Below are 22444 nucleotides of genomic sequence, written 5' to 3' on the forward strand. Positions count from 1 at the left end.
CCGCCCGTTTTCTGGATCAGTCCAGATCACTGGCCGAATGCCGTTCGGCCAGTTGCTCGCCCGGCTCGCCCCAGGTGCGATTGACCCGCCGCCCGCGCTGCACCGCCGGCCGCGCGGCGATGGCCTTGGCCCAGCGCTGCACATGGGTGTAGTCCTGCACCGAGAGGAATTCCTCGGCGTTGTACAGTTGGCCCAGCACCAGGCTGCCGTACCAGCTCCAGATGGCGATGTCGGCGATGCCGTATTCCTCGCCGGCGACATAGCTGCGCTCGGCCAGCAGGCGGTCGAGTACATCGAGTTGGCGCTTGGCTTCCATGGCGTAGCGGTTGATGGGGTATTCGAGCTTTTCCGGCGCATAGGCATAGAAATGCCCGAAGCCGCCGCCCAGGAAGGGCGCCGAGCCCATCTGCCAGAACAGCCAGTTCAGCGTCTCGGTGCGTCCGGCGTGATCCTGCGGGATGAAGGCGCCAAAGCTGTCGGCGAGATAGAGCAGGATGGCACCGGACTCGAAGACGCGCAGCGGCTCGGCGCCGCGGCGATCCACCAGGGCCGGGATCTTGGAATTCGGATTGATCTCGACGAAGCCGCTGGAAAATTGCTCGCCCTCGCTGATGCGGATCAGCCAGGCGTCGTATTCGGCGTCGCCATGTCCGGCCGCCAGCAACTCTTCCAGCAGGATGGTCACCTTCATGCCGTTGGGCGTGCCCAGCGAATACAGCTGGAAGGGATGCTCGCCGACCGGCAGCGCCTTGTCGTGGGTCGACCCGGCGATGGGGCGGTTGATGCTGGCGAAGTTGCCGCCGGAGGTGGTGGGGGTCCAGACGCGTGGGGGCGTGTAGGGTTCGCTCATGATGGCTTTGTCCTCGGTCGGCACGGATGGGTAGTTCGATCATAACCGAACTTTGCGCCAGGTCTGTTCAATGGCTCTCAAGCTGGCAACAAACCGGATCCAGGAAAGCCGCTCAGGCATTCTGTTCAGTCAGGCGCTGCACCGTCAGGCTACGGTATTGCCGCGGGGTCATGCCTTTGAGCTGGTGGAAGCGTCGATTGAAGTTGGAGATGTTGTTGAAGCCGGCCTCGAAGCAGATATCGGTAACCGGCATGCTGCTGTGGGAGAGCATCTCGCAGGCCTTGCTGATGCGCAGGCTGTTGACGAATTCGACGAAGGTGCGACCGGTAGCCTGACGGAAGAAGCGGGAAAAATAGGTGGGCGTCATGCCCAGGTGCTCGGCCACTTCTTCTTGGGTGAAGTCACGCTGGTAGTGATCGAAGATGAAATTCAGCGCCCGGTTGGTGCGATCCACCGCCTGTTCGCTGGCCGTGGCCGGTTCGACGCTGCCGGACAGCAGCTGATAGCGCTCCGACGTGGCCAGCGCCTCCATCAACACCAGAAAATGGCCGAGGCGGGTGGCACCGCCGCTCTCGGAGATCTGCTGCAGCAACACCTCGGCGCGGGCGATCAATTGCGGATCCTGGAATTCGATGCCATAGCGGGCACGTTCCAGCAGCGGTGCCAGGCCGCTGAGTTCGGGAAACACCGCCGTGGCGTTATCCACCGTCTCGTTGGTGAAGTTGACCAGCATGTCGCGCTTGGCCACCACCTCGCCCTCGGCGACGCGGCTGATCCAGTTGTGTGGCAGATGCGGACCGGTCAGGAACAGGCTGCCCGGATAGAAGTTGCCGATATAGTCGCCAATGAAGGCGGTCCCCGAACTGGCCACGATCAGGTGCAGCTCGTATTCCTTGTGGAAATGCCAGCGCACCAGCGGGCAGGGAAAGCCATGCTCCCGGTAGATGACCGAGTGACCGCTCAGGTCCTCCATCAACTCGTAGGAAGGGTTGTTCTTGCGCAAGGCCTGACTCATGGACCGCCCCGTCATTGTTCTTGGCCCTGATCCTGGCCCTGTTCGCGCCACCGTGCAACCCCGCCTCACCCTGCCCGCAGGACTACCGCCGCACGCAGCTTGCCGCGACCAAAGCGACTCATCTTGTCGAATTCGGCGTGGGACACGGGAATGTGCTGGCAGTCCAGTTCGCGACGGTGCTGGCTGTGGTCGACATCGGGATCGTGCAGGTAGACGAAGTCCTCGTCGCAGTCGGTGACCAGCACCCAATGAGGTCCCTTGGCTTTGGTCAGCCGGAAGGAGCTGATCAACACCAGTGGAAAAGCACCCTCGGCGACCCAGGCGGCCACGTCCAGGCGGGTACGGTAGAGCCGCTCGATGGGCGATTGCTTGACCTCGGCGCTGAAGTCCTCGTGCACCAGACGCATGACCTCCTTCTTCTCCTCGCTGCGCACGCCGTCGAGGAACAGCGGGCCGCGCGTATTGACCTGCAGGGTCACCTTGAAGCCGCGGCGCAGCGCCGCCAGCGCCAGGCCATGAGGTCCGCAGCCGCCATGACCGGCGGTCATGTAGATGGTGGTGGCTTCGCGCCACAGTCGCAGCTCCTCGCGCCGCTCCAGCGGGCGGCCCGGCTGCAGCGCGCCCATGGCCATCAGCAGGCTGGCCGGGCCGCAGGTGAAGTCGGTGGTTTGACGATAGAAGGGCACCGGTCGGGCCTGGCCCTCGCGCGGCTGGCGGATGCGCTTCTCGAAGCGCAGCGCCTGGCTGTGGTCTTCGTAGTAGTCCTCCACCGTGGCGAAGGGCAGATAGCCGTTGCGCTCATAGAGGGCGATGGCGGCGGCGTTGTCCGGTCGGACCTCCAGGCGCAGGTAGGCGCAGTCGCGCTCCACCGCCTCGGCTTCGGCAGCCTCCAGCAGGCGCTGGCCCAGGCGATGACCGCGCGCGTCCGGATCGACGGCGATGGAATAGAGCCGGGCGAGCGAAGTGTTCTGGTGGAACAGCACCAGGGCGTAACCGGCCACCTGGCGGTCGTTTTCCGCCAGGATCAGGACCGCGTTCGCACGGGTGAGCATGTAGTGGAAATTGCGCCGGGAAAGGCGGTCATAGCTGAAGCAGCGGGCTTCCAGATCGACCAGTGCCGCCAGATCGTCCAGCCCGGCGGGCCTGAGCATGAAACTCATCGCGAAGGATTCTCCTGGAGCAGAGCGGGCAGCCTGGCATGGTTAAGCAACGGTTAATAGCACCCGCGTTACAACAGTTGGAGTGGTCCGGCGGCATCCGGGTTTCCACCGGGACCACGCCCCGCAACCAGGAGGTCCAGTGAGCAAGCTGTATATCGTCGTGGAACGCAAGGAAGACTGGTCGTCCTACTATCCCAGCGAAGACGTCATCACCGCCCAGGAATACCTGGAGCAATCCAACGAACAGGACAATGGCAAGCGCGTGCAGGTGATCAACCTCTGCCGCAGCCAGAAGTACCTCGGCCACGGCTACTACTGCTCGCTGCTCGCCGAAGCCCGGGGGCACAAGGTCATCCCCTCGGTGCGTACCATCAGCGAACTGGCGCGCAAGTCGCTCTATGGCCTGGCGCTGGAGGACCTGGACAAGCTGCTGACCAAGGCGCTGGCCGGTCATCCCTACGGTAGCGCCGACGGCTTCACCCTCACGCTCTATTTCGGCAACACCGACATCGCGCCTCTGCAGGATCTGGCGCGCCAGGTATTCGAGGCCTTTCCCTGTCCGCTGCTGCTGGTGGAATTCCGCCGCGATCGCGCTGGCTGGCACATCGGCGGCCTCAAGCTGGGCAGCATCCACAAGCTGCACGAACAGCAGGAAGATCAATTCGCCAACGCCCTCGACGGTTTCAGTCGCCGCGTCTGGCTCAAGCCGGGGCGGCGCGAAAAATATCGTTTCGACCTGGCCATCCTGCATGACCCCAAGGAAGCCTTTCCGCCGTCAGATGCCAAGGCGCTGAAGAATTTCGTGCGCGTCGGCAAGCACCTGGGGCTGGACGTGGAGCTGATCGAAAAGAAGGATTACGCGCGGCTGGGTGAATTCGACGCCCTGTTCATCCGCGAGACCACCGCCATCGACCACCACACCTATCGCTTCGCCAAGAAGGCCGAAAGCGAGGGTCTGGTGGTGATGGACGATCCACGCTCGATCCTCAGATGCACCAACAAGGTCTACCTGGCCGACCTCCTGCGCGCCCACAAGCTGGACATGCCCGCCACCGAGATCCTCTACAAGGACAACCCCGGCCAGCTCGAAGGCCTCGGCGAGCGCCTGGGCTTCCCGCTGGTGCTGAAGATCCCCGATGGCTCCTTTTCCCGTGGCGTCATCAAGGTCGAGGACGCGGCGCAGCTGCGCAAGGCCAGCGCCGAGCTGTTCGAGCGCTCGGTGCTGCTCCTGGCCCAGGAATTCTTCTACACCGAATACGACTGGCGTATCGGCGTGCTCAACCAGGAACCGATCTTCGCCTGCCAGTACTTCATGTCCAAGGGGCACTGGCAGATCTACGACCACAGCGCCAGCGCGACCGAGGTCAGCGGCGATTTCCGGACCCTGGCGGTGCAGGATGCGCCCCATGCCGTGGTCGAACTGGCGGTACGCACCGCCAACCTGATCGGCGACGGTCTCTATGGCGTGGATCTCAAGCAGGCGGGCGACAAGCTGGCGGTGATCGAGGTCAACGACAATCCCAACATCGATTGCGGGGTCGAGGACCTGGTGCTCAAGGACGATCTCTACGCCCTGGTGCTGGAGGAATTCATCCGGCGGCTGGAGTCGCAACGCGGCGGACAGCCCTGGTAACGCGCCAGGGTCGCGGAGGGGTAGGTTGGGCTGAGACGGCGCTATCGTCGAAGCCCAACATGGCAGGGTCAACCCAGGGTGTTGGGCTTCGCTGCGCTCAGCCCGACCCGCCGGGAAGTGCTCAGGCGCCGTGGCACTTCTTGAATTTCTTCTCGCTGCCGCAGGGGCAGGGATCGTTGCGACCCACTTCCTTCAGCGGATTGCGCACCGGTTCCTGGGCATGGCCATGGTTGCAGTGCGGGCCATGCACATGATGCGCATGACCGTGATCATGCTGATGGTCATGGTCATGATTGCAATCGGGACCGTGGACGTGTTGGTTCATCTCATAACTCCGGGATGTAGGCGCCAGGCACGAACTGCCCCTGGCGAGAAAAATGGACACTGCGCCCGAACAGCCAGCCGGTCTTCACGCGACCGCGCAGGCGATAGTTGATCGGCTGGTTGGGGTCTTCCAGCATGCGACCGACGTCCTTCACATAGCGCCACAGGTTGGTCTGCACCGGTACCGAAAAGCTGCGCTGACCATTGGCCGGCACCGACGAATGCAGGTTGGCGGTCCCCTGGGACAGCAGCAGATCGTTCAGGTAGACCGTGTAGGCCAGGTTGCGCACGGGCAGGGTGCTGTCGTTGGGATTCTGGACGCGGAAGTGCAGCACGAAGTCCTGGCTCCACAGCCGTGCGCGGATCAGCTCCACGCCGGTCAGTTCGACCTGGGGCTCCTCATAGTTGCGCCCGATGTAGGTACAACCGCCAAGGCTGCTCAGCAGGACGCCGAGCAGGGTGATGAACAAGGCCTGGCGAAGCATGCGGCACTCCCGTTTTCTGCGCAGTTTAACAAGCACCGATTGCTGCACAAGTCGGGGCCGCTTCGGCACAGGCTAACAAAAAAACGCCTGGGCCAGGCGACCGTGCGGACTGGACCCCTCCGGCGCGACGTTGCATCCTGCAGCTCTTGCCGTGACCGAGGAGGTCGTCATGTCCGCCGTGCTCTATGAAATCGCCTTCCAGGGCGAACTGGTCGCTGGCGCCGATGCGCAGCAGACCCGACAGAATCTGATGCGGCTGTTTCAGGCGGATGAACAGCGCATCGCCGTGCTCTTCTCCGGTCGCCGCATGATTATCAAGAATCGCCTCGACGCCGCCACCGCCGAGCGCTATCGCGCCACCCTGGCCCAGGCCGGGGCGCTGGTCGAGGTGGCGCCCATGGCCGAGACGATCGAGGCGGCTGCGGCGCCCGTCGAGACCCGGGAGCCAGCTGCCAAAGCGCCCACCGCCGCGTCTTCCACCGAGCGCGGATCGCTGTCGGTCGCTCCCCGGGATGCCGTGATGGCGGCCTTCGCCGATGTCCAGGCACCAGATTTCGGCCTGGCACCGGTAGGCGCCGATCTGCAGGATGAGGCCGCGCCGGTGGCGCCGCCGCGGGTCGATCTGTCGCACCTGAGCCTGGCGCCGGTGGGCAGCGATCTGGGGCCGGCGTCCGAGGCGCTACCGGTGGCGGTGCCGGATACCGATCACCTGACGCTGGTCAGGGAGTGAGCGCGGCCGGCGTTACAGGAAGCCGGCGCAGCACTTCTTGAACTTTGCGCCGCTGCCGCACAGGCAGGCGTCGTTGCGACCCGGCAGCGGCCTGGCGGTTGGATCGAGAAAGTACCAGCGTCCTTCACGCTGGACGAAACCCGAGCGCTCTTCATGACGATGGGCGCCGCGCCCATCCTCCCAGCGCGCCACGAAGCTGACCCGCGCATGGGCGGGATCGCCCGGCTCGGGGCGATGCTCCAGCACCTGCAGACCCTGCCAGCGACTGCCCAGACTCCAGGCCGTCAGGGCTTCCCTGTCCAGCTGTCCCTGCTGCGCAGGCGCCGTGGTGGCCACCAGATAGTCGATCAGCCCCAGCACATAGGCGCTGTAGCGCGAGCGCATCAGGCGCTCGGCATCGGGCGCCGGCGTGCCGGCATGAAAGGCTCCGCAACAGTCGCCGAGCGAGAGGTCCGAGCCACAGGGGCAGGGGGCCATGGAGTGCATGTCACCACCAGTACTTGCCGAAATTCTGCGGATTGGCCCAGAACCGGGCGTTGAGCCAGTCCGGGACCTGCTTGTAGTCGTGCAGATCATAGCTGAACAGGGTGACCACCTGACCGTCGCGGGCGAAGCGCTCGCTGGCCTGTAGGGCCAGGGCGTAGAAATCCGTCAGCTGCCATTCGCTGGCCGTCAGGTCCACCAGCACCGCCAGGCGCGAGGTATTGAGGTTGCGCAGGCCGCCGAGCAATTCGCGGCCCTGGCGCAGCGGCAGATGCTCCAGGCAATCGGCAAGGATCACCAGATCGTAGCGTTCGGCCAGTAGGCTCGGATCGCCCAGGGGGACCGCGGCCTGCACCAGCTGGCAGTGGGGATGGGCCTCGGCATAGGCCTTGAGCGCCGGTAGCGGCTCACGCGCCACGCAGAGCAGACGAGCCGGCTGATGATGTTCGAGCAGGCCTGCCAGAGCCTGTTGCGGGGTACGGGACGAGAATATGTTTGCCATTAAGGGAACCCTAATCAAATCGCGATTGACTAAGCAACCAGCGTTGTCAAGATGTGTACGCCACCATTAGTCTGACAGCGCCATAAAACGAAAGACGAGCCTAACTCGCGGCACCCGGTCTATAGGAGACCCTTCATGAGCAAGAGCATCGCAAGGACAGCTTTACCCCTCATCCTGGCAAGCACCGTGCTGGCTGGTTGTGCGGGCGGCGTACAGAAATCCGATTGGCCGGTCTGCGCAGCCGTAGGCGCCCTGGTCGGCGGCGCGGCGGGCGCTACCCAGAGCGGTAACGTAGCCGGCATGGCGGCCCTGGGCATAGGTACCACCGCCGGCGCCTACTGCTGGGTGCATGGCAAGGGCAACGAGCAGGTCGCCCGCATGGAGCCCGCTCCGGCCCCGGCTCCGGCGCCCGCACCGGCTCCCGCACCGGCACCGCTGCCCAAGCAGGAAGTGATCACCGCCCGTGATCTGCACTTCGCCTTCGATTCCGCCGAAGTCAGTCCGCAGGATCGTGCTCAGCTCGACGGTATCGCCGGTCGTCTGCGTGGCGAAGCCGCCAGCACCCGCCTGTCGATCACCGGCCACACCGACAGCAAGGGTACCGACGCCTACAACCAGCGTCTGTCCGAGCGTCGCGCCAAGTCGGTCAGCAACTACCTGATCCAGGCCGGTGTGCCGGCAGCCAGCGTCGTCTCCGTGAAGGGCATGGGCGAGCGTCAGCCGATCGCCACCAACGAGACCGCTGAAGGCCGTGCCACCAACCGCCGCGTCGAAATCCAGATCGACCGCGAGTGATGCACCGGCGGCGGACCCTGGTCCGCCGCCTTTACTTTCTCCGGCTCCAGGCGTTATGGTCCGATCCATCTCGTCCTCCTGCTGGAATCCATGAAAACCCTGTCCCTTACCGGCAAAGTTCTCCTCCTGCTGTTCTGGCTCGCCGCAGCCGCCGCTATCGCTCTGCCTCTCGCTCGTCCCTTTCCCCAATTGCTCGCCCTGGTCGCTCTGGCCCTGCTGCTCCTGCACCTGGGTGAAGTCTTCGCCAGCCGTCGTGCCCTGCGCCTGCGCCGCCATCCCTGGCTTGATCGTCTGAGCCTGCTGATCTTCGGCGCCTTTCATCGGCTGCCCCCGCAGCTGCCGGGTGCCTGAACGGCCGGCGACCTCAACGTCGGGCGCATCCTGGCGACAGGCGCGTTATCATAGCGCCCAAGATCCATTACTGTAGATGCATACAGCGCTCGTCCGCCGGACGTGGCGCTGCTTTGCCATCGCCCGGAACCAGGCATGCTCAGCACCGAACTCAAGACCCAGATCCAGGGCGCCTACACGCGTTTCCTCGAAGCCAAGTCGCTCAAGCCACGCTATGGCCAGCGGCTGATGATCGCAGAGACCGCCAAGGGCCTGGGTGGCATCGCCCAGGACGAGGAGGGCCATCGCGAAGGCGAGCCCGCCGTGGTGGCGGTGGAGGCAGGTACCGGTACCGGCAAGACCGTGGCCTATGCCCTGGCCGCCATTCCCGTGGCCAAGGCGGCCGGCAAGCGCCTGGTGATCGCCACGGCGACGGTGGCGCTGCAGGAGCAGATCGTGCACAAGGACCTGCCGGACATCCTGCGCAACAGCGGGCTGTCCTTCAGCTTCGCCCTGGCCAAGGGGCGGGGTCGCTACCTGTGCCTGTCCAAGCTGGACATGCTGCTGCAGGAGGGCCAGGCGCAAAATGCCACCGCCCAGCTGTTCGCCGAGGATGGCTTCAAGATCGATGTGGACGAGGCGTCCAACGAACTGTTCGGCAAGATGATCGAGCGCCTGGCCGGCAATCGCTGGGACGGCGATCGCGACAGCTGGCCGGAAGCCATCGAGGACGTCCAGTGGTCGCGCATCACCACCGACCATAGCCAGTGCACCAATCGCCATTGTCCGAATTTCCAGCAGTGCGCCTTCTACCGGGCGCGCGAAGGCATGACCAAGGTCGATGTCATCGTCACCAACCATGACCTGGTGCTGGCCGACCTGGCCCTGGGCGGCGGCGCCATCCTGCCCGACCCTCGCGACACCCTCTATGTGTTCGACGAAGGCCACCACCTGCCGGACAAGGCCATCGGCCACTTCGCCCATTTCACCCGGCTGAGATCCACCGCCGAGTGGCTCGAGCAGATCGCCAAGAACCTCACCAAGCTCCTTGCCCAGCACCCCTTGCCCGGCGATCTCGGGCGGCTGGTGGAGCAGGTGCCGGAGCTGGCGCGGGAGATCCGCACCCAGCAGCAATTCATGTTCACCGCCTGCGAGGCGCTGGCGGATTTTCGCGCGGGCGAGGACATGGAAGGCCGCGAGCGACCGCGGCACAGATTCGTCGGCGGGGTGATCCCCGAAGACCTGCGGGAAATGGGCATCGAGCTGAAGAAAGGCTTCGCCAAGCTCACCGACCTGTTCACCCGCCTGACCGAGATGCTCAAGCAGGCCATGGATGGCGAATCCAGCATTGGCCTCGCCAGCTACCAGGCCGAAGAGTGGTATCCGCTGTTCGGCAGTCTGCTGGCGCGATCCCAGGGCAACTGGGAGTTGTGGACGGCCTTTACCTGCGAAGACCCGGAAGACAGCCCGCCCATGGCGCGCTGGATGACCCTTGCCGAAGCGGGGTCGCTGTACGACATCGAGGTCAACGCCAGCCCCATCCTCGCCGCCGAAATGCTGCGCCGCCACCTGTGGAATGTCGCCTACGGCGCCCTGGTGACCTCGGCGACCCTGACCGCCCTGGGCACCTTCGACCGCTTTCGCATGAGATCCGGCCTGCCGCGCTCGGCGGCCACCGCCGTGGTGCCCAGTCCGTTCCGCCATGCCGAGGCCGGGGTGCTGCGGGTGCCGGATCTCAAGGCCGATCCGCGCAACGCGGCCGAGCACACCGCGGCCATCGTTCGAGAGTTGCCGGCCATGCTCGAAGGCGCGCGTGGTGCCCTGGTGCTGTTTTCCTCGCGGCGGCAGATGCAGGACGTCTTCGATGGCCTGGAGCGCGACTGGCGCAAGCGGGTGCTGATCCAGGGCAACCTGTCCAAGCAGGAGACCCTGAACAAGCACAAGAAACGCGTCGACGATGGCGAGGCCAGCGTGCTGTTCGGCCTGGCCAGCTTCGCCGAGGGGGTCGACCTGCCGGGCGCCTATTGCGAGCACGTGGTCATCGCCAAGATTCCCTTCGCCGTGCCGGACGATCCGGTGGAAGCCGCCCTGGCCGAGTGGATCGAGGCGCGCGGCGGCAATCCCTTCATGGAGATCGCCGTGCCCGACGCCTCGCTGCGACTGATCCAGGCCTGCGGTCGGCTGCTGCGCACCGAGCAGGACAGCGGCACCATCTCGCTACTGGATCGCCGCCTGGTGACCCAGCGTTACGGCAAGGCCATCCTCAATGCGCTGCCGCCGTTCCGGCGGGAGATCCAGTAATTCGCGGCCATGGCGGTACGCCGATGCGGCCGCTCCTACGGGCCGCTGTAGGTTGGGTTGAGCGCAGCGCAGCCCAACATTGGCTCGGGGCTGGCAATGTTGGGCTGCGACGATAGAACCGTCTCAACCCAACCTACGATCTATCGCCGCCATGGCCGCGATACCGAAGAACCATCTGTAAGGAAAACCCATGACCGTCCACGGCTATCACGATCTGAGATTCGAATCCGTCCGCGAAGCCTTCGCCGAGTTGCTCGCGGCCAGCCAGACCCGCGGAGCGGCGCTGTGCGTCCAGGTCGGCGGTGAAACGGTGCTGGATCTCTGGGGCGGCATGGCCGACAGGGACGGTCAGACCCCCTGGCACACCGATACCCTGCTCAATCTGTTCTCCTGCACCAAGGCCTTCACCGCGGTGGCGGCGCTGCAGCTGGTGGAGGAGGGCAAGCTGGCCCTCGATGCCCCTGTCGCCGAACGCTGGCCGGCATTCGCCGCCGGCGGCAAGGGCGACATCACCCTGCGACAGTTGCTCAGCCACCGCTCCGGCGTCTCCGCCTTGCGCGAACGCCTGGCGGGTGACGCCCTGTACGACTGGGACACCATGACCGCTGCGGTTGCCGCCGAGGCACCCTGGTGGACGCCCGGCACTGCCCATGGCTATGCCCCCATCACCTTTGGCTGGCTGCTCGGCGAACTGATCCGTCGCGCCGACGGCCGTGGCCCGGGCGAGGCCATCGTGGCCCGGACCGCCGAGCGCCTGGACCTGGATTTCCACATCGGCCTGCCGGCCAGCGAAGACGAGCGCGTCGCCCATATCGTGCGCGGCAAGGGCGTGCTGGGCGATGCCGCCGCGCAGCGCCTGCTCAAGACCACCATGAGCGACCCCGCGGCTCTGCCGACCCTGGCCTTTGGCAATCCGTCCGGAGTGCTCACCAGCACCAACAAGGCCGAGTGGCGCCGCTTCCAGCAGCCGGCCGCCAACGGTCACGGCCATGCGCGCAGCCTGGCGGGCTTCTATGCCGGTCTGCTGGCCGGCGATCTGCTGGAATGGGAGACCCTGAGCGAGGCCCTGGTGGAGCACAGCCAGGGCGAGGACCGGACCCTGCTCACGCCGACCCGCTTCGGCCTGGGCTTCATGCTCGATCAGCCTGACCAGGCCAATGCCACCTACGGCCTCGGTCCCCAGGCCTTCGGCCATCCGGGGGCGGGTGGCTCGACCGGCTTTGCCGATCCGGAGCGCGAGGTGGCCTTTGGCTTCGTCACCAATACCCTCGGCCCCTATGTGCTGATGGATCCGCGCGCCCAGGCCCTGGCGCGCGCGGTAGGGGAGTGCCTCTAGGCTTTGTCTGGAAAGTGCCTGCGCTCAGCCATGCTGCGTTAAAAATCCGCTGGATCGCCAACCCGGCCGGAATGCTCATTTACCCCTCGTGAACGCGAGCGCGAGCCCGGTCCACTTCTTCACGGATTTTTGCCTTGCCTAACCTTCGCTCGGCGACTTTTCAGACAAGCCCTAGCCCAGTTGGCTAACGGGCGATGGCCGCCTCGATGTCCTTGAATTCGATCACCCGGACATAGGGCGCGATCTCGCCGCTGATGGAGAAGTGCGCGCCGATCACCGTGACCTCGACCCCTTCGTTTTCCACCAGGTACTGCACCACCTCGTGGAAATCGCCGTCGCCCGCCACTAGGTAGAGCTTCTTCCAGCCGCGCTTGGCATGGGAGCGCATCAGGTTGAAGGCCAGGCCGACATCCACGCCTTTCTGGCTCTTGGTGGTGTACTGCTCGCCGGTTACCGGATGCAGTATCGGCCCGCCACCCACAGAGGCAGGCCACTCATGAGCCTTGCTCTGCAGCCAGTAGAGCTTGACCCTGAGACCGGCGCCCTTGGGTGGCGCGGAGCTCAGAAACTTGTTGAAGCCGGTCTGGGCGATGGTGGGCGGGTCGCTATCGCAGTTGAAGTAGTAGGCGTCGCCTATGGGTTCGCCCGCATCCTCTTCAATGAAAAGCCGTAGCTTGAGATAGTCGAATTTCGCGCCATAGACCGAACCATTCCAGGCGCTCAGTGCATAGGCACCGTCGACAAACCAAGCGACGCCCGTTCGAGTTGTAGTTGCCATCGTATTGCTGGGACCAGGTTTTTTTACCGTTGATGGGCGCACACCCGCACGCGGGATACGCGGCGCCTATTGTGGGCTTAATTCCCGGTTTGCGCCTCAGGTAACGCGAGGGGATTCCAAACGCTGCGATCTAGAGCGTCCGCCAGGGTGGAAAAATGGCCCTGGACGGCGAAAGAGGTCAGGTCGCCGTGGCTTCGCGGCCGTCATTGGCGTGGGGCGCATCGATGATCAGCGCGCTCTGCAGCAGGCGAATGCGCGGCGCCACGTGGTAGGCGCCATCGTCGTCATGCCGCAGGTAGAGGCGCTCGCAGCCCAGACACCGCCATACCGTGCTCTGGTTGTAGGGATAGAAGCGCGGCGCGATGGGGGCGTCAGCTGACCAATAGTGAGTACCCGCCGGGTGGTACTCCGCGATGATGGCGTCCTCGGGTGCGTGACGCGCCAGGGTGCCGATCTGCGCGAACTCCGTTTCCCGGTAGCCCACCGGCCAGGCCGTCCATCCCGACAGATCCCGCTGCAGACAGCGACAATCCCGGGTAATGGCTGCGGCGCTGGCGGCCAGACGCTCCAGGGTCGCGACATCGATGAGTCCTTCCATGCGCTAGCCTCCTGCGGGTAGCCATGCCTTGAACAGAATCCCCGCTCGCCGCCAACCCTTCAGCAGCGCCCTGGCGGCGGTTCGCCTGGATTTTCCTTCGCTCGCTGCCCGTGGCACTGCCACTGGTCGGCACGGACGCAAATTTCGTGACTCCACCGCTTTGCCCGGCGTAGGTTTGCGGCCACAATCTCGAAACTACTTTAAGTTCACTCATGCCGCCGGCTCTGGCCGGGGCATTGATTCACTCTGTCCTCCGGCTCGCCGATGGGAAACTTTGCATGAAGCTGATCAAATCCACCACCCTCATTCTCTGCATGGGCGTATCCGCCTGCAGCTCCTTCCAGGGCACTGGCGACCAGGCCGCCGCGCCTGCCAAGCCGGGCAATGCCCAGGCCAGCACCGCCGCCAGCGGCAGCCACTGGTGGTGGCCGTTCGGTGGTGGCGACCAGGCGGCCGAGCCGGCCAAGCCGGTAGCCAAGGCGGCCGAGCCCAAGGCCGAAGCCAAGGTCGCGGCGAAGGCGCCCGCCGCCAAGTCCGAACAGGTCGCTGCGGCAGGCGAGAAGAGCAGCCGCTGGTGGTGGCCCTTCGGCAGCGAAGACGTGAAGCCCCTGGCCAAGGCGGAAGTGCTCAAGCCGGTACCGGTCAAGGTCAGCAAGGCCTGGCTGGATGAACACGAGCAGAAGCTGCGCGTCGCCGTGGCCGGCAGCAATGTCAAGGTCGAGCGTCGCGACGACGCCCTGGTACTGATCACGCCGGTGGACAGCTCTTTCAACCCGGATCGCGCCGAGATGCTGCTGCCGGTGATGCTCGGCCCACTGTCCCGCTCGGCCAAGTCGGTGAGCGTGGATGAAGACAGCGCCGTCATCGTGCTGGGCTTCAGCGACAGCACCGGCGCCGCCGCGCTCAACGACAAGATCAGCCTGCAACGCGCCCAGGCCGTGGCGGCGATCTTCCGTCTCAGCGGCTACAGCGGCAATCGCCTGATCGTGCGCGGTCTGGCCGCCGCTCATCCGCGCGCCGACAACACCACCGCCGCCGGTCGTGCCGTCAACCGCCGCGTCGAAGTACTGATCCAGCCGCGCGCCACCGTGCTGGCCAGCCTGCAGTCGCTGGCGGCGCGCTAGCGACAAAGCTTGTCCTGAAGCAGGCGAGCCGGGCGGGACTTGGTTAAGCTAGGTCGATACCGACCTAGCAGGAGACTTCCATGTCACCGTCCCTCGCCGATATGCGTCGCGACTACACCCGCGACGGCCTGACCGAAGCCCAGGCGCCCGCCGATCCCTATGCCCTGTTCGGGCAGTGGTTCGAAGAGGCGGTGCGCACCGAGCAGCCTCCTGTCGAAGCCAATGCCTGCTGGCTGGCCACCGTCGATGACGAAGGCCAGCCCCATTGCCGCGTGCTGCTGCTCAAGGGTGTCGATGCCCAGGGCTTCGTCTTCTATACCAATTACGACAGCGCCAAGGGGCAGCAGATGGCCGCGCAGCCGCGTGCGGCCATGACCTTTTTCTGGCCGGCGCTGGAGCGCCAGGTGCGGATCGAGGGCCGGGTGGAGCAGGTGTCCGCCGAGGAATCCGATGCCTACTACCGGGTCCGTCCACTGGGCAGTCGCCTGGGTGCCTGGGCCTCGCCGCAGAGCCAGGCGATTGCCGATCGTCACGAGCTGGAACAGCGCCTGGCCGAGGTGCAGCGGCGCTTCGCCGACGGTGATCCCAGCCGGCCGCCGTTCTGGGGTGGCTATCGCCTCAAGCCACAGCGCATCGAATTCTGGCAGGGGCGCTCCAGCCGCCTCCACGATCGGCTGGATTACCAGCGCGTAGAGGGTGGATGGCAGCGCCAGCGCCTGGCACCTTAAGGCGTTCGCAAGGTGCCGAGGTTACAGTCGCCGGAAACCTCCCCGGATGCCCTGGGTCAAGGATAATAGCGATCTGCGCCCGTACCGCTGCCCGGTACGACCAGTGTCTTTCAACTGCCCCTGGAGTTGCCCCATGAACAGAGTCCTTCAGCTCGCCGCTTCCCTGACCGCCGTCGCCCTGCTGGCCGGCTGCGCCTCCGATCAGTCCGGCGACGTCTATTCGCGCGATGAGGCCCGGCAGGTGCAGACGGTCCGTACCGGTACCATCACCGCCCTGCGTCCGGTCACCATCGAAGGCACCAAGTCGCCCGTTGGCGCTGGTGCCGGTGCCGTGGTCGGTGGCATTGGCGGTAGCGCCATTGGCGGCGGGCGCGGCAGCTTCGTCACCGCCATCATCGGCGCGGTAGCCGGCGGCCTGCTGGGTGCGGCCACCGAAGAAGGCTTCACCAAGGCCAGCGGTGTCGAGATCACCGTGAAGGAAGACGACGGCGGCTCCCGCGCCTATGTGCAGGCGGTCAACAAGGGCGAGATGTTTCGCGTCGGCGAGCGGGTGCGCATCATGACCGTCAACGGCACCAGCCGCGTCGCGCCCAACTGATCTTCCGGGCGTACCCGAAGGTACGTCCTCGCCCTTCCAGAGCGGGTGTCCGAATCGCTAGACTGCGAGTCGGACGCCCGTTTGCGTTTTCGCCCGTAAATAGTTGTCGCCTGGGCGCAATGCCGCGCCTGGAGGTCGTCCTACAATCCCCCTCAGTCACCGCCGTGATCGGCAGGAGAAATCCCGATGTCCGCTTCTCAACCCAATGTGCAACGCGCCGCCTTCGATGAGGTGATGGTCCCGACCTACGCCCCTGCCGCGTTCATTCCGGTGCGAGGAGAGGGTTCCCGCGTCTGGGATCAGGCCGATCGCGAATACGTCGACTTCGCCGGCGGCATCGCCGTCAGTGCCCTGGGCCATGGCCATCCCGCGCTGATCAAGGCCCTGACCGAGCAGGCCGGCAAGCTCTGGCATGTATCCAACATCTACACCAACGAGCCTGCGCTGCGCCTGGCACGCAAATTGGTGGACCATACCTTCGCCGACCGGGTGTTCTTCGCCAACTCCGGCGCCGAAGCCAACGAGGCGGCCTGCAAGCTGGCCCGTCGCTATGGTCACGACGTCAGCGGCGGCAGTCGCTACGAGATCGTCGCCGCCACCAACAGCTTCCATGGCCGGACCCTGTTCACCGTCAGCGTCGGGGGGCAGCCCAAGTATTCCGATGGCTTCGGTCCCAAGATCGAGGGCATCCGCCACGTGCCCTACAACGACCTGGCCGCCCTCGAAGCCGTGGTTTCGGACAAGACCTGCGCGGTCATCCTCGAACCCATCCAGGGCGAGGGCGGCGTGCTGCCGGCCGACCAGGCCTACCTGGAAGGCGCGCGTCGCCTGTGCGACGCCCAGGGCGCCCTGCTGATCTTCGACGAGGTGCAGAGCGGGGTCGGTCGCAGCGGTCATCTCTACGCCTACCAGCACTATGGCGTGGTGCCGGACATCCTCACCACCGCCAAGAGCATCGGTGGCGGCTTCCCGCTGGCAGCCATGCTGACCACCGAGAAGGTCGCCCAGCACTTCAGCGCCGGCGTGCACGGCAGCACCTATGGCGGCAATCCGCTGGGCTGCGCCGTGGGCGCCGCGCTGCTGGAGATCGTCGCCACCCCGGAAACCCTGGCCGGGGTCGCCGCGCGCCATCAGCGCTTTGTCGCCGGTCTGGAGCAGCTCAATGCCCGCTATGGCCTGTTCGAACAGATCCGCGGCCTGGGGCTGCTGATCGGCGCGGTGCTCAACGACCGCTGGAAAGGGCGTGCCAAGGACATCGTCACCGCCGCCAACGAGGAAGGCCTGATGATCCTGCAGGCCGGCCCGGACGTGCTGCGCATGGCGCCAAGCCTGATCATCTCCGACACCGATATCGACGAAGGCCTGGCCCGCCTGGATCGCGCCCTGGCGCGACTCACCCAGGGCTAATCTCCGGACGCGGGACGCGTACCGCCGGCATCCAGGGATGGATCCGTACACAAGGAGTTCTCATGCTGGTAATGCGCCCTGCGCGCGCGGCGGATCTGCCCCTGGTCCAGCGGCTCGCCGCGGATAGCCCGGTTGGCGTCACCTCGCTGCCCGACAACCCAGAGCGGTTGCGCGACAAGATCCGCACCTCGGAGTCATCGCTGGCGGCCGAGGTGGGCTTTCATGGCGAGGAGAGCTATTTCTTCGTGCTCGAAGACACCCGCAGCGGCGAGTTGCTGGGCTGTTCGGCCATCGTCGCCTCGGCCGGATTCTCCGAGCCCTTCTACAGCTTTCGCAACGAGACCTTCATCCATGCCTCGCGCGAGCTGAAGATCCACAACAAGGTCCATGTGCTGTCGCTCTGTCACGACCTGACCGGCAACAGCGTGCTGAGCAGCTTCTACGTCCAGCGTCCGCTGCTCGACACGCCCCACGCCGAACTCAATTCCCGCGCCCGCCTGCTGTTCATGGCCGCCCACCCGGCGCGCTTCGCCGAGACGGTGGTGGTGGAAATCGTCGGGCTGGCGGACGACGACGGCGAATCGCCGTTCTGGAACGGGGTAGGGCGTAACTTCTTCGACATGGACTACGCCGCCGCCGAGCGCCTGTCCGGGCAGAAGAGTCGTACCTTTCTGGCCGAACTGATGCCGACCTATCCGCTCTATGTGCCCCTGCTGCCCGACAGCGCGCAGGAGGCCATGGGCCAGGTGCATCCCCGTGCCCAGATCACCTTCGACATCCTCAGTCGTGAAGGCTTCGAGACCGACAACTACATCGACATCTTCGATGGCGGTCCGACCCTGCACGCCCGCACCACGGCCATCCGCTCCATCGCCGAGAGCCGCCTGGCGCCGGTGAGCGAAGGTCTCCCGGCCGGCGACGAGGCGCCCTGGTTCCTGGTCGCCAACGACGGGCTTGAAAACTTCCGGGCGCTGGCCACGCCGCTGCGCTGGACGCCTGGCGAGTCCGTCGTCCTTTCCCCCGAGCAGATCGCCACCCTGGAGATCGCCGAAGGCGACCGGGTTCGTCTGGTAGCGCTGTAGCCGACCCTAGCGTCTTTGGAGGTCCGATGATCGTCCGTCCCGTCACCCGTGCCGATGTGCCCGCGCTGCTGCAGCTGGCGCAGGCGGCCGGCGCCGGTCTCACCACCCTGCCGGCCAGCGAAGAACGCCTGGCGCAGCGGGTGGAAAATGCCGAGCGCAGCTTTCTGCGTCAGGTCGAATCCGCCGATGCGGATTATCTGTTCGTCCTGGAAGAGGATGGCGAAGTCATCGGCATCGCCGGGATCGCCGCCGCCCTGGGCCTGCGTGAGCCCTGGTACAACTACCGGGTCGGCCTGACGGTGAGCGCCTCGCGCGAGCTGGACATCCACCGGCAGATCCCCACGCTGTTCCTGGCCAACGACATGACCGGCAGCTCCGAACTCTGCTCGCTGTTCTTGCGCGCGGATCGGCGCGGCGGCGCGGCCGGGCGCCTGCTGTCCAAGTCGCGTTTCCTGTTCATCGCCGAATTCCGCGAGCTGTTCGCCGAGCGCATCATCGCCGAATTGCGCGGCATGTCCGACGACCAGGGTCGGTCACCCTTCTGGGAAGCCCTGGGCCGCCACTTCTTCAAGATGGAATTCTCCCAGGCGGACTATCTCACCGGCATCGGCAATCGCGGCTTCATCGCCGAGCTGATGCCGCGCTTTCCGCTGTACACCTGCTTCCTGTCGCCCGAAGCGCGCCAGGTGATCGGCCGGGTACACCCGGACACCGAGGCCGCGCGCCGGCTGCTGGAGGCCGAGGGCTTCAACTACCAGGGCTATGTCGACATCTTCGACGCGGGTCCGACCGTCGAGGCCGAGACCGCCAAGGTGCGCGCCATCCGCGACAGCCAGCGCCTGGTACTGGCGGTCGGCACACCGGGCGACGATGCCGAGGTCTATCTGATCCACAACCGCAAATGCCAGGACTGCCGCATCACCAGTGCCCGCGCGCGCCTGGCTTCCGGCACCCTGGTGGTCGATCTGGCCACCGCCCGCGAACTGCGGCTGATGGCCGGCGCCCAGGTGCGCGCCGTGCGCCTGATGCCTTGAGGAGAGCTCATGGATAGCCTCTACATCGCTGGTCAGTGGCGCCCCGGGCGCGGCGAGACCTTCACTTCGCTCGACCCCTACGCCGGTACCGCGCTCTGGCAGGGCGCCGCCGCGGACGCAGCGGACGTCGACCAGGCGATCGCCGCGGCGCGCCAGGCTTTTCCCGCCTGGGAGAGACGCGGCCAGGCCGCGCGCCTGGAGATCCTGCAGGTCTTCGCCCAGGCGCTGCAGCAACGCCGCTCCGAGCTGACCCGGGCCCTGGCCGAGGAAACCGGCAAGCCGCTGTGGGAGGCCGATACCGAGCTCGGCAGCATGATCGCCAAGGTGGCCATCTCGGCCCAGGCCGAAGCGGCCCGTAGTGGCGAGCGCTCGGCCAGCGTGGCGGACGCCCGTAGCGTCACGCGCCATCGACCGCACGGCGTCCTGGCGGTCTTCGGTCCCTACAATTTTCCCGGCCATCTGCCCAATGGCCATATCGTCCCGGCGCTGCTGGCTGGCAACACGGTGGTGTTCAAGCCCAGCGAGCTGACGCCGCGTTTCGCCGCCCTGACCCTGGAATGCTGGATCGCTGCCGGGCTGCCGGCTGGGGTGCTCAATCTGGTGCAGGGCGGTCGGACCACCGGCGAGGCCCTGGCCGCGCATCCGGGCCTGGACGGCATCCTCTTCACCGGTTCCAGCGCCACCGGTGCGGCGCTGCATCGTCTCAACGCGGACCGCCCGCAGCGCCTGCTGGCCCTGGAGATGGGCGGCAACAATCCGCTGGTGGTGGCGGCGGTGGCCGATCTGGACGCCGCCGTGGTGACCATCGTCCAGTCCGCCTTCCTCTCCGCCGGGCAGCGCTGCACCTGCGCCCGCCGCCTGCTCGTACCCCAGGGGGCCTGGGGCGATGCCCTGCTGGAGCGTCTGGTGAGCGTCAGCGCCGGGCTCAGCACCGGTCGTTTCGACGCCGATCCGGCGCCCTTCATGGGCACCGTAATCTCTCTTGCCGCGGCCCAGGCCCTGCTGCAGACCCAGGCCCAGCGCCTGGCCCAGGGTGGCCGGGCACTGCTGGAGTTGCGGCAGCCGGAGCCCCATCGAGCGCTGCTCACGCCGGGAATCATCGAGGTATCGGGGATCGCCGACCTGCCCGATGAAGAGGTCTTCGGGCCGCTGTTGCAGGTCCAGCGCTATGGCGACTTCGACGAGGCTCTGACGCTCGCCAACGCCACTCGCTTTGGCCTGGCGGCCGGCCTGCTGGCCGACGATCCGTCTCTCTACGACCGCTTCTGGCAGGGGGTGCGCGCCGGCATCGTCAACTGGAATCGGCCCCTGACCGGGGCGGCCAGTGCGGCGCCCTTCGGCGGCGTCGGCGCCTCGGGCAATCATCGACCCAGCGCCTACTACGCCGCGGACTACTGCGCCTTCCCGGTCGCCTCGCTGGAAAGCGACGCCCTGACCCTGCCTAGCCAACTGCCTCCAGGACTACAGCTATGAGTCACCACGCCCCTGCTGCTCGGGAGGTCAATTTCGACGGCCTGGTCGGTCCGACCCACAACTATGCCGGCCTGTCCTATGGCAACGTGGCCTCCCAGGCCAGCAAGCAGCAGTGCTCGAATCCGCGCGAGGCCGCGCGCCAGGGCCTGGCCAAGATGCAGGCGCTGATGGAGCTGGGTTTCGAGCAGGGTGTGCTGGCCCCCCACGAAAGACCCGACATCGCCTCGCTGCGCCGCCTGGGGTTCGCCGGCAGCGATGCCCAGGTGCTGGAGGGCGCGGCGCGCGAAGCCTTGCCGCTGCTGCTGTCCGCCAGTTCCGCCTCGGCCATGTGGACGGCCAACGCCGCCACCGTCAGCCCCAGCGCCGATACCTGCGACGGCCGGGTGCATTTCACCCCGGCCAACCTGGCCTGCAAGTTCCACCGCAGCCTCGAACCCAGCACCACGGCGCGCATCCTTCAGGCGATGTTTCGCGATCCCGCGCATTTCCAGCACCATGCGCCGCTGCCCTCGGTGGCCCAGTTCGGCGACGAGGGCGCGGCCAACCACACCCGCTTCAGTCGCGACCACGGCGCCCCGGGCGTGGAATTCTTCGTCTTCGGTCGCAGCGCCTTCGATCCGCGTTATCCCGAGCCCCATCGCTATCCGGCCCGGCAGACGCTCGAAGCCTCCCAGGCCATCGCCCGCCTGCATGGCCTGAGCGAGGAGGGCATGGTGTTCGCCCAGCAGAATCCGGCGGTGGTGGACCAGGGCGTCTTCCACAACGACGTCATCTCAGTGGGCAACGCCCAGGTGCTGTTCCACCATGAGGATGCCTTCCTCGACAGCGATCGCGTGCTCGACGAATTGCAAGCCAAGCTCGCCCGACGCGGTGCCACGTTGCAACGCCTCTGCGTGCGTCGCAGCGAGATCAGCGTCGGTGACGCCGTGCGCTCCTATCTGTTCAACAGCCAGCTGCTGGATCGGCCGGGGCAGGGCGCATTGCTGGTGGTGCCCGACGAGTGCCGACAGAATCCGCTGGTCTGGGACTATCTGCAGGCCCAGGTCGGCAGCGCGGGCCCGCTGGCTGAGGTCAAGGTCTTCGATCTCAAGCAGAGCATGCAGAACGGCGGCGGTCCCGCCTGCTTGCGCCTGCGAGTGGCGCTCACCGCGGACGAGCTGGTCGCGGTGAATCCGGGGGTGCGCTTCACCCCGGCGCTGCATGCCCAACTGCTCGACTGGGTGGATCGCCACTACCGCGACCGCCTGACACCTGGGGATCTCGCCGATCCCCAGTTGCTGGGCGAAGTCCGCACCGCCCTGGACGAGTTGACCCAGTTGCTGGGCCTCGGCTCGGTCTATCCCTTTCAATTGCCCTGACCTCCGGAGCACCCATGAGCAACCTTCTCGATCTCATCCTCGAACCCACCGCCGACGAGCAGCAGACGCTGCAGGTCCAGCGCCTGGCCATCCGCCTGGCCGGTCGCGACCTCTGGCTGGAAGCCGATGGCACCGGCGGTCTCAACATCTTCGCCGACTCCCAGGATGATGAGGAGCAGACCCCGGTCCTGGTGCTGCGCCCCCAGGCCCTCAATGCCCTGGGCCTGTCCATCGCCCTGGAGACCTTCGCCGACGAAGGCGATGAGAATCATGTGCATGACGCCGATTGCGATTGCGGCCACGATCATTGAGTATCTAGC

The 22444-nt window shown here is 66.2% G+C and carries 24 protein-coding genes; 15 read left to right on the top strand and 9 right to left on the bottom strand.

Annotated features, from left to right (window positions below; all coding sequences use genetic code 11):
* Nucleotides 1-16: 16 nt before the first annotated feature.
* The 3 genes from yghU to QE393_RS04945 all read right to left on the bottom strand — a co-directional run bounded on the left by yghU (nt 17) and on the right by QE393_RS04945 (nt 3025).
* Entirely contained in the window at nt 17-850 is an 834-nt protein-coding gene (gene yghU, locus QE393_RS04935) for a glutathione-dependent disulfide-bond oxidoreductase (RefSeq protein ID WP_310042353.1), read from the bottom strand.
* 112 nt (nt 851-962) lie between these two features.
* The gene (locus QE393_RS04940; protein ID WP_017638820.1) at nt 963-1865 is read right to left on the bottom strand and encodes an AraC family transcriptional regulator; all 903 of its coding nucleotides are present in this window, start codon (nt 1863-1865) and stop codon (nt 963-965) included.
* A 65-nt stretch (nt 1866-1930) separates the two neighbouring features.
* Nucleotides 1931-3025: a GNAT family N-acetyltransferase/peptidase C39 family protein gene (locus tag QE393_RS04945; protein ID WP_068385453.1), complete on the bottom strand. Its 1095-nt coding sequence runs from the start codon at nt 3023-3025 to the stop codon at nt 1931-1933.
* A 139-nt stretch (nt 3026-3164) separates the two neighbouring features.
* On the opposite strand from QE393_RS04945, the gene QE393_RS04950 reads away from it, so the two are divergent.
* Entirely contained in the window at nt 3165-4658 is a 1494-nt protein-coding gene (locus QE393_RS04950) for a RimK family protein (RefSeq protein WP_064306599.1), read from the top strand.
* A 121-nt stretch (nt 4659-4779) separates the two neighbouring features.
* Here the strand turns inward: QE393_RS04950 and QE393_RS04955 are convergent, their stop codons facing one another.
* Both QE393_RS04955 and QE393_RS04960 read right to left on the bottom strand, forming a co-directional pair.
* Entirely contained in the window at nt 4780-4983 is a 204-nt protein-coding gene (locus tag QE393_RS04955) for an SEC-C metal-binding domain-containing protein (protein WP_273809244.1), read from the bottom strand.
* A gap of 1 nt (nt 4984) precedes the next feature.
* Entirely contained in the window at nt 4985-5467 is a 483-nt protein-coding gene (locus QE393_RS04960; RefSeq protein ID WP_183630654.1) for an LEA type 2 family protein, read from the bottom strand.
* Between the two features lie 169 nt (nt 5468-5636).
* Between QE393_RS04960 and QE393_RS04965 the strand changes: the two genes are divergently transcribed.
* Nucleotides 5637-6197 carry a hypothetical protein gene (locus QE393_RS04965; protein ID WP_273809245.1) on the top strand — a complete coding sequence of 187 codons (561 nt, stop codon included), beginning with the start codon at nt 5637-5639 and terminating at the stop codon, nt 6195-6197.
* 12 nt (nt 6198-6209) lie between these two features.
* Here the strand turns inward: QE393_RS04965 and QE393_RS04970 are convergent, their stop codons facing one another.
* Together QE393_RS04970 and QE393_RS04975 are read right to left on the bottom strand one after the other, a co-directional pair.
* The gene (locus tag QE393_RS04970; protein ID WP_273809247.1) at nt 6210-6683 is read right to left on the bottom strand and encodes a YchJ family protein; all 474 of its coding nucleotides are present in this window, start codon (nt 6681-6683) and stop codon (nt 6210-6212) included.
* 1 nt (nt 6684) lies between these two features.
* The gene (locus QE393_RS04975; protein ID WP_273809249.1) at nt 6685-7182 is read right to left on the bottom strand and encodes a DUF6231 family protein; all 498 of its coding nucleotides are present in this window, start codon (nt 7180-7182) and stop codon (nt 6685-6687) included.
* A 135-nt stretch (nt 7183-7317) separates the two neighbouring features.
* Here QE393_RS04975 and QE393_RS04980 point away from each other — a divergent pair, with 135 nt between their 5' ends.
* The 4 genes from QE393_RS04980 to QE393_RS04995 all read left to right on the top strand — a co-directional run bounded on the left by QE393_RS04980 (nt 7318) and on the right by QE393_RS04995 (nt 11944).
* Complete coding sequence (locus tag QE393_RS04980; protein WP_064306594.1) at nt 7318-7977, top strand: OmpA family protein; 660 nt, start codon at nt 7318-7320, stop codon at nt 7975-7977.
* A gap of 90 nt (nt 7978-8067) precedes the next feature.
* Nucleotides 8068-8328: a DUF1145 domain-containing protein gene (locus QE393_RS04985; RefSeq protein ID WP_183630645.1), complete on the top strand. Its 261-nt coding sequence runs from the start codon at nt 8068-8070 to the stop codon at nt 8326-8328.
* A gap of 135 nt (nt 8329-8463) precedes the next feature.
* The gene (gene dinG / locus QE393_RS04990; RefSeq protein ID WP_273809255.1) at nt 8464-10608 is read left to right on the top strand and encodes an ATP-dependent DNA helicase DinG; all 2145 of its coding nucleotides are present in this window, start codon (nt 8464-8466) and stop codon (nt 10606-10608) included.
* A gap of 190 nt (nt 10609-10798) precedes the next feature.
* Nucleotides 10799-11944 (top strand): serine hydrolase domain-containing protein, encoded by a 1146-nt coding sequence (locus tag QE393_RS04995; RefSeq protein ID WP_273809256.1) that lies wholly within the window; start codon nt 10799-10801, stop codon nt 11942-11944.
* Nucleotides 11945-12128: 184 nt separating this feature from the next.
* On the opposite strand, the gene QE393_RS05000 is transcribed toward QE393_RS04995, so the two are convergent.
* Both QE393_RS05000 and QE393_RS05005 read right to left on the bottom strand, forming a co-directional pair.
* Entirely contained in the window at nt 12129-12722 is a 594-nt protein-coding gene (locus tag QE393_RS05000) for an NYN domain-containing protein (RefSeq protein ID WP_133859562.1), read from the bottom strand.
* A gap of 178 nt (nt 12723-12900) precedes the next feature.
* Nucleotides 12901-13320, bottom strand: a complete 420-nt coding sequence (locus QE393_RS05005) for a hypothetical protein (protein ID WP_273809259.1) — start codon at nt 13318-13320, stop codon at nt 12901-12903.
* A gap of 278 nt (nt 13321-13598) precedes the next feature.
* Between QE393_RS05005 and QE393_RS05010 the strand changes: the two genes are divergently transcribed.
* The 9 genes from QE393_RS05010 to QE393_RS05050 all read left to right on the top strand — a co-directional run bounded on the left by QE393_RS05010 (nt 13599) and on the right by QE393_RS05050 (nt 22435).
* Nucleotides 13599-14444 (top strand): OmpA family protein, encoded by an 846-nt coding sequence (locus tag QE393_RS05010; RefSeq protein WP_310042366.1) that lies wholly within the window; start codon nt 13599-13601, stop codon nt 14442-14444.
* An 80-nt stretch (nt 14445-14524) separates the two neighbouring features.
* Nucleotides 14525-15172, top strand: coding sequence for a pyridoxamine 5'-phosphate oxidase (gene pdxH, locus QE393_RS05015; RefSeq protein ID WP_273809261.1), 648 nt, complete (start codon nt 14525-14527; stop codon nt 15170-15172).
* A 133-nt stretch (nt 15173-15305) separates the two neighbouring features.
* The gene (locus QE393_RS05020) at nt 15306-15770 is read left to right on the top strand and encodes a hypothetical protein (RefSeq protein WP_133859558.1); all 465 of its coding nucleotides are present in this window, start codon (nt 15306-15308) and stop codon (nt 15768-15770) included.
* A gap of 186 nt (nt 15771-15956) precedes the next feature.
* Complete coding sequence (locus QE393_RS05025) at nt 15957-17177, top strand: aspartate aminotransferase family protein (protein ID WP_310042367.1); 1221 nt, start codon at nt 15957-15959, stop codon at nt 17175-17177.
* 62 nt (nt 17178-17239) lie between these two features.
* The gene (gene aruF / locus QE393_RS05030) at nt 17240-18259 is read left to right on the top strand and encodes an arginine/ornithine succinyltransferase subunit alpha (RefSeq protein ID WP_273809265.1); all 1020 of its coding nucleotides are present in this window, start codon (nt 17240-17242) and stop codon (nt 18257-18259) included.
* A gap of 26 nt (nt 18260-18285) precedes the next feature.
* Nucleotides 18286-19293, top strand: a complete 1008-nt coding sequence (gene astA, locus QE393_RS05035; protein ID WP_183630626.1) for an arginine N-succinyltransferase — start codon at nt 18286-18288, stop codon at nt 19291-19293.
* 9 nt (nt 19294-19302) lie between these two features.
* Entirely contained in the window at nt 19303-20766 is a 1464-nt protein-coding gene (gene astD, locus QE393_RS05040) for a succinylglutamate-semialdehyde dehydrogenase (protein WP_310042371.1), read from the top strand.
* Entirely contained in the window at nt 20763-22124 is a 1362-nt protein-coding gene (astB, locus tag QE393_RS05045; RefSeq protein WP_310042373.1) for an N-succinylarginine dihydrolase, read from the top strand. Before astD ends, astB begins: the two co-directional genes overlap by 4 nt.
* Before the next feature lie 14 nt (nt 22125-22138).
* Nucleotides 22139-22435 (top strand): GTPase, encoded by a 297-nt coding sequence (locus QE393_RS05050; protein ID WP_310042376.1) that lies wholly within the window; start codon nt 22139-22141, stop codon nt 22433-22435.
* Nucleotides 22436-22444 lie beyond the last annotated feature (9 nt).

It is taken from the genome of Pseudomonas sp. SORGH_AS_0211, from assembly GCF_031453455.1.
In the GTDB taxonomy this organism is placed as follows: domain Bacteria; phylum Pseudomonadota; class Gammaproteobacteria; order Pseudomonadales; family Pseudomonadaceae; genus Chryseomonas; species Chryseomonas aestiva.

Coding starts and splice junctions, on each gene's coding strand:
- yghU (WP_310042353.1), bottom strand. CDS start 850: ATGAGCGAACCCTACACGCCCCCACGCGTCTGGACCCCCACCACCTCC.
- QE393_RS04940 (WP_017638820.1), bottom strand. CDS start 1,865: ATGAGTCAGGCCTTGCGCAAGAACAACCCTTCCTACGAGTTGATGGAG.
- QE393_RS04945 (WP_068385453.1), bottom strand. CDS start 3,025: ATGAGTTTCATGCTCAGGCCCGCCGGGCTGGACGATCTGGCGGCACTG.
- QE393_RS04955 (WP_273809244.1), bottom strand. CDS start 4,983: ATGAACCAACACGTCCACGGTCCCGATTGCAATCATGACCATGACCAT.
- QE393_RS04960 (WP_183630654.1), bottom strand. CDS start 5,467: ATGCTTCGCCAGGCCTTGTTCATCACCCTGCTCGGCGTCCTGCTGAGC.
- QE393_RS04965 (WP_273809245.1), top strand. CDS start 5,637: ATGTCCGCCGTGCTCTATGAAATCGCCTTCCAGGGCGAACTGGTCGCT.
- QE393_RS04970 (WP_273809247.1), bottom strand. CDS start 6,683: ATGCACTCCATGGCCCCCTGCCCCTGTGGCTCGGACCTCTCGCTCGGC.
- QE393_RS04975 (WP_273809249.1), bottom strand. CDS start 7,182: ATGGCAAACATATTCTCGTCCCGTACCCCGCAACAGGCTCTGGCAGGC.
- QE393_RS04980 (WP_064306594.1), top strand. CDS start 7,318: ATGAGCAAGAGCATCGCAAGGACAGCTTTACCCCTCATCCTGGCAAGC.
- QE393_RS04985 (WP_183630645.1), top strand. CDS start 8,068: ATGAAAACCCTGTCCCTTACCGGCAAAGTTCTCCTCCTGCTGTTCTGG.
- dinG (WP_273809255.1), top strand. CDS start 8,464: ATGCTCAGCACCGAACTCAAGACCCAGATCCAGGGCGCCTACACGCGT.
- QE393_RS04995 (WP_273809256.1), top strand. CDS start 10,799: ATGACCGTCCACGGCTATCACGATCTGAGATTCGAATCCGTCCGCGAA.
- QE393_RS05000 (WP_133859562.1), bottom strand. CDS start 12,722: ATGGCAACTACAACTCGAACGGGCGTCGCTTGGTTTGTCGACGGTGCC.
- QE393_RS05005 (WP_273809259.1), bottom strand. CDS start 13,320: ATGGAAGGACTCATCGATGTCGCGACCCTGGAGCGTCTGGCCGCCAGC.
- QE393_RS05010 (WP_310042366.1), top strand. CDS start 13,599: ATGAAGCTGATCAAATCCACCACCCTCATTCTCTGCATGGGCGTATCC.
- pdxH (WP_273809261.1), top strand. CDS start 14,525: ATGTCACCGTCCCTCGCCGATATGCGTCGCGACTACACCCGCGACGGC.
- QE393_RS05020 (WP_133859558.1), top strand. CDS start 15,306: ATGAACAGAGTCCTTCAGCTCGCCGCTTCCCTGACCGCCGTCGCCCTG.
- QE393_RS05025 (WP_310042367.1), top strand. CDS start 15,957: ATGTCCGCTTCTCAACCCAATGTGCAACGCGCCGCCTTCGATGAGGTG.
- aruF (WP_273809265.1), top strand. CDS start 17,240: ATGCTGGTAATGCGCCCTGCGCGCGCGGCGGATCTGCCCCTGGTCCAG.
- astA (WP_183630626.1), top strand. CDS start 18,286: ATGATCGTCCGTCCCGTCACCCGTGCCGATGTGCCCGCGCTGCTGCAG.
- astD (WP_310042371.1), top strand. CDS start 19,303: ATGGATAGCCTCTACATCGCTGGTCAGTGGCGCCCCGGGCGCGGCGAG.
- astB (WP_310042373.1), top strand. CDS start 20,763: ATGAGTCACCACGCCCCTGCTGCTCGGGAGGTCAATTTCGACGGCCTG.
- QE393_RS05050 (WP_310042376.1), top strand. CDS start 22,139: ATGAGCAACCTTCTCGATCTCATCCTCGAACCCACCGCCGACGAGCAG.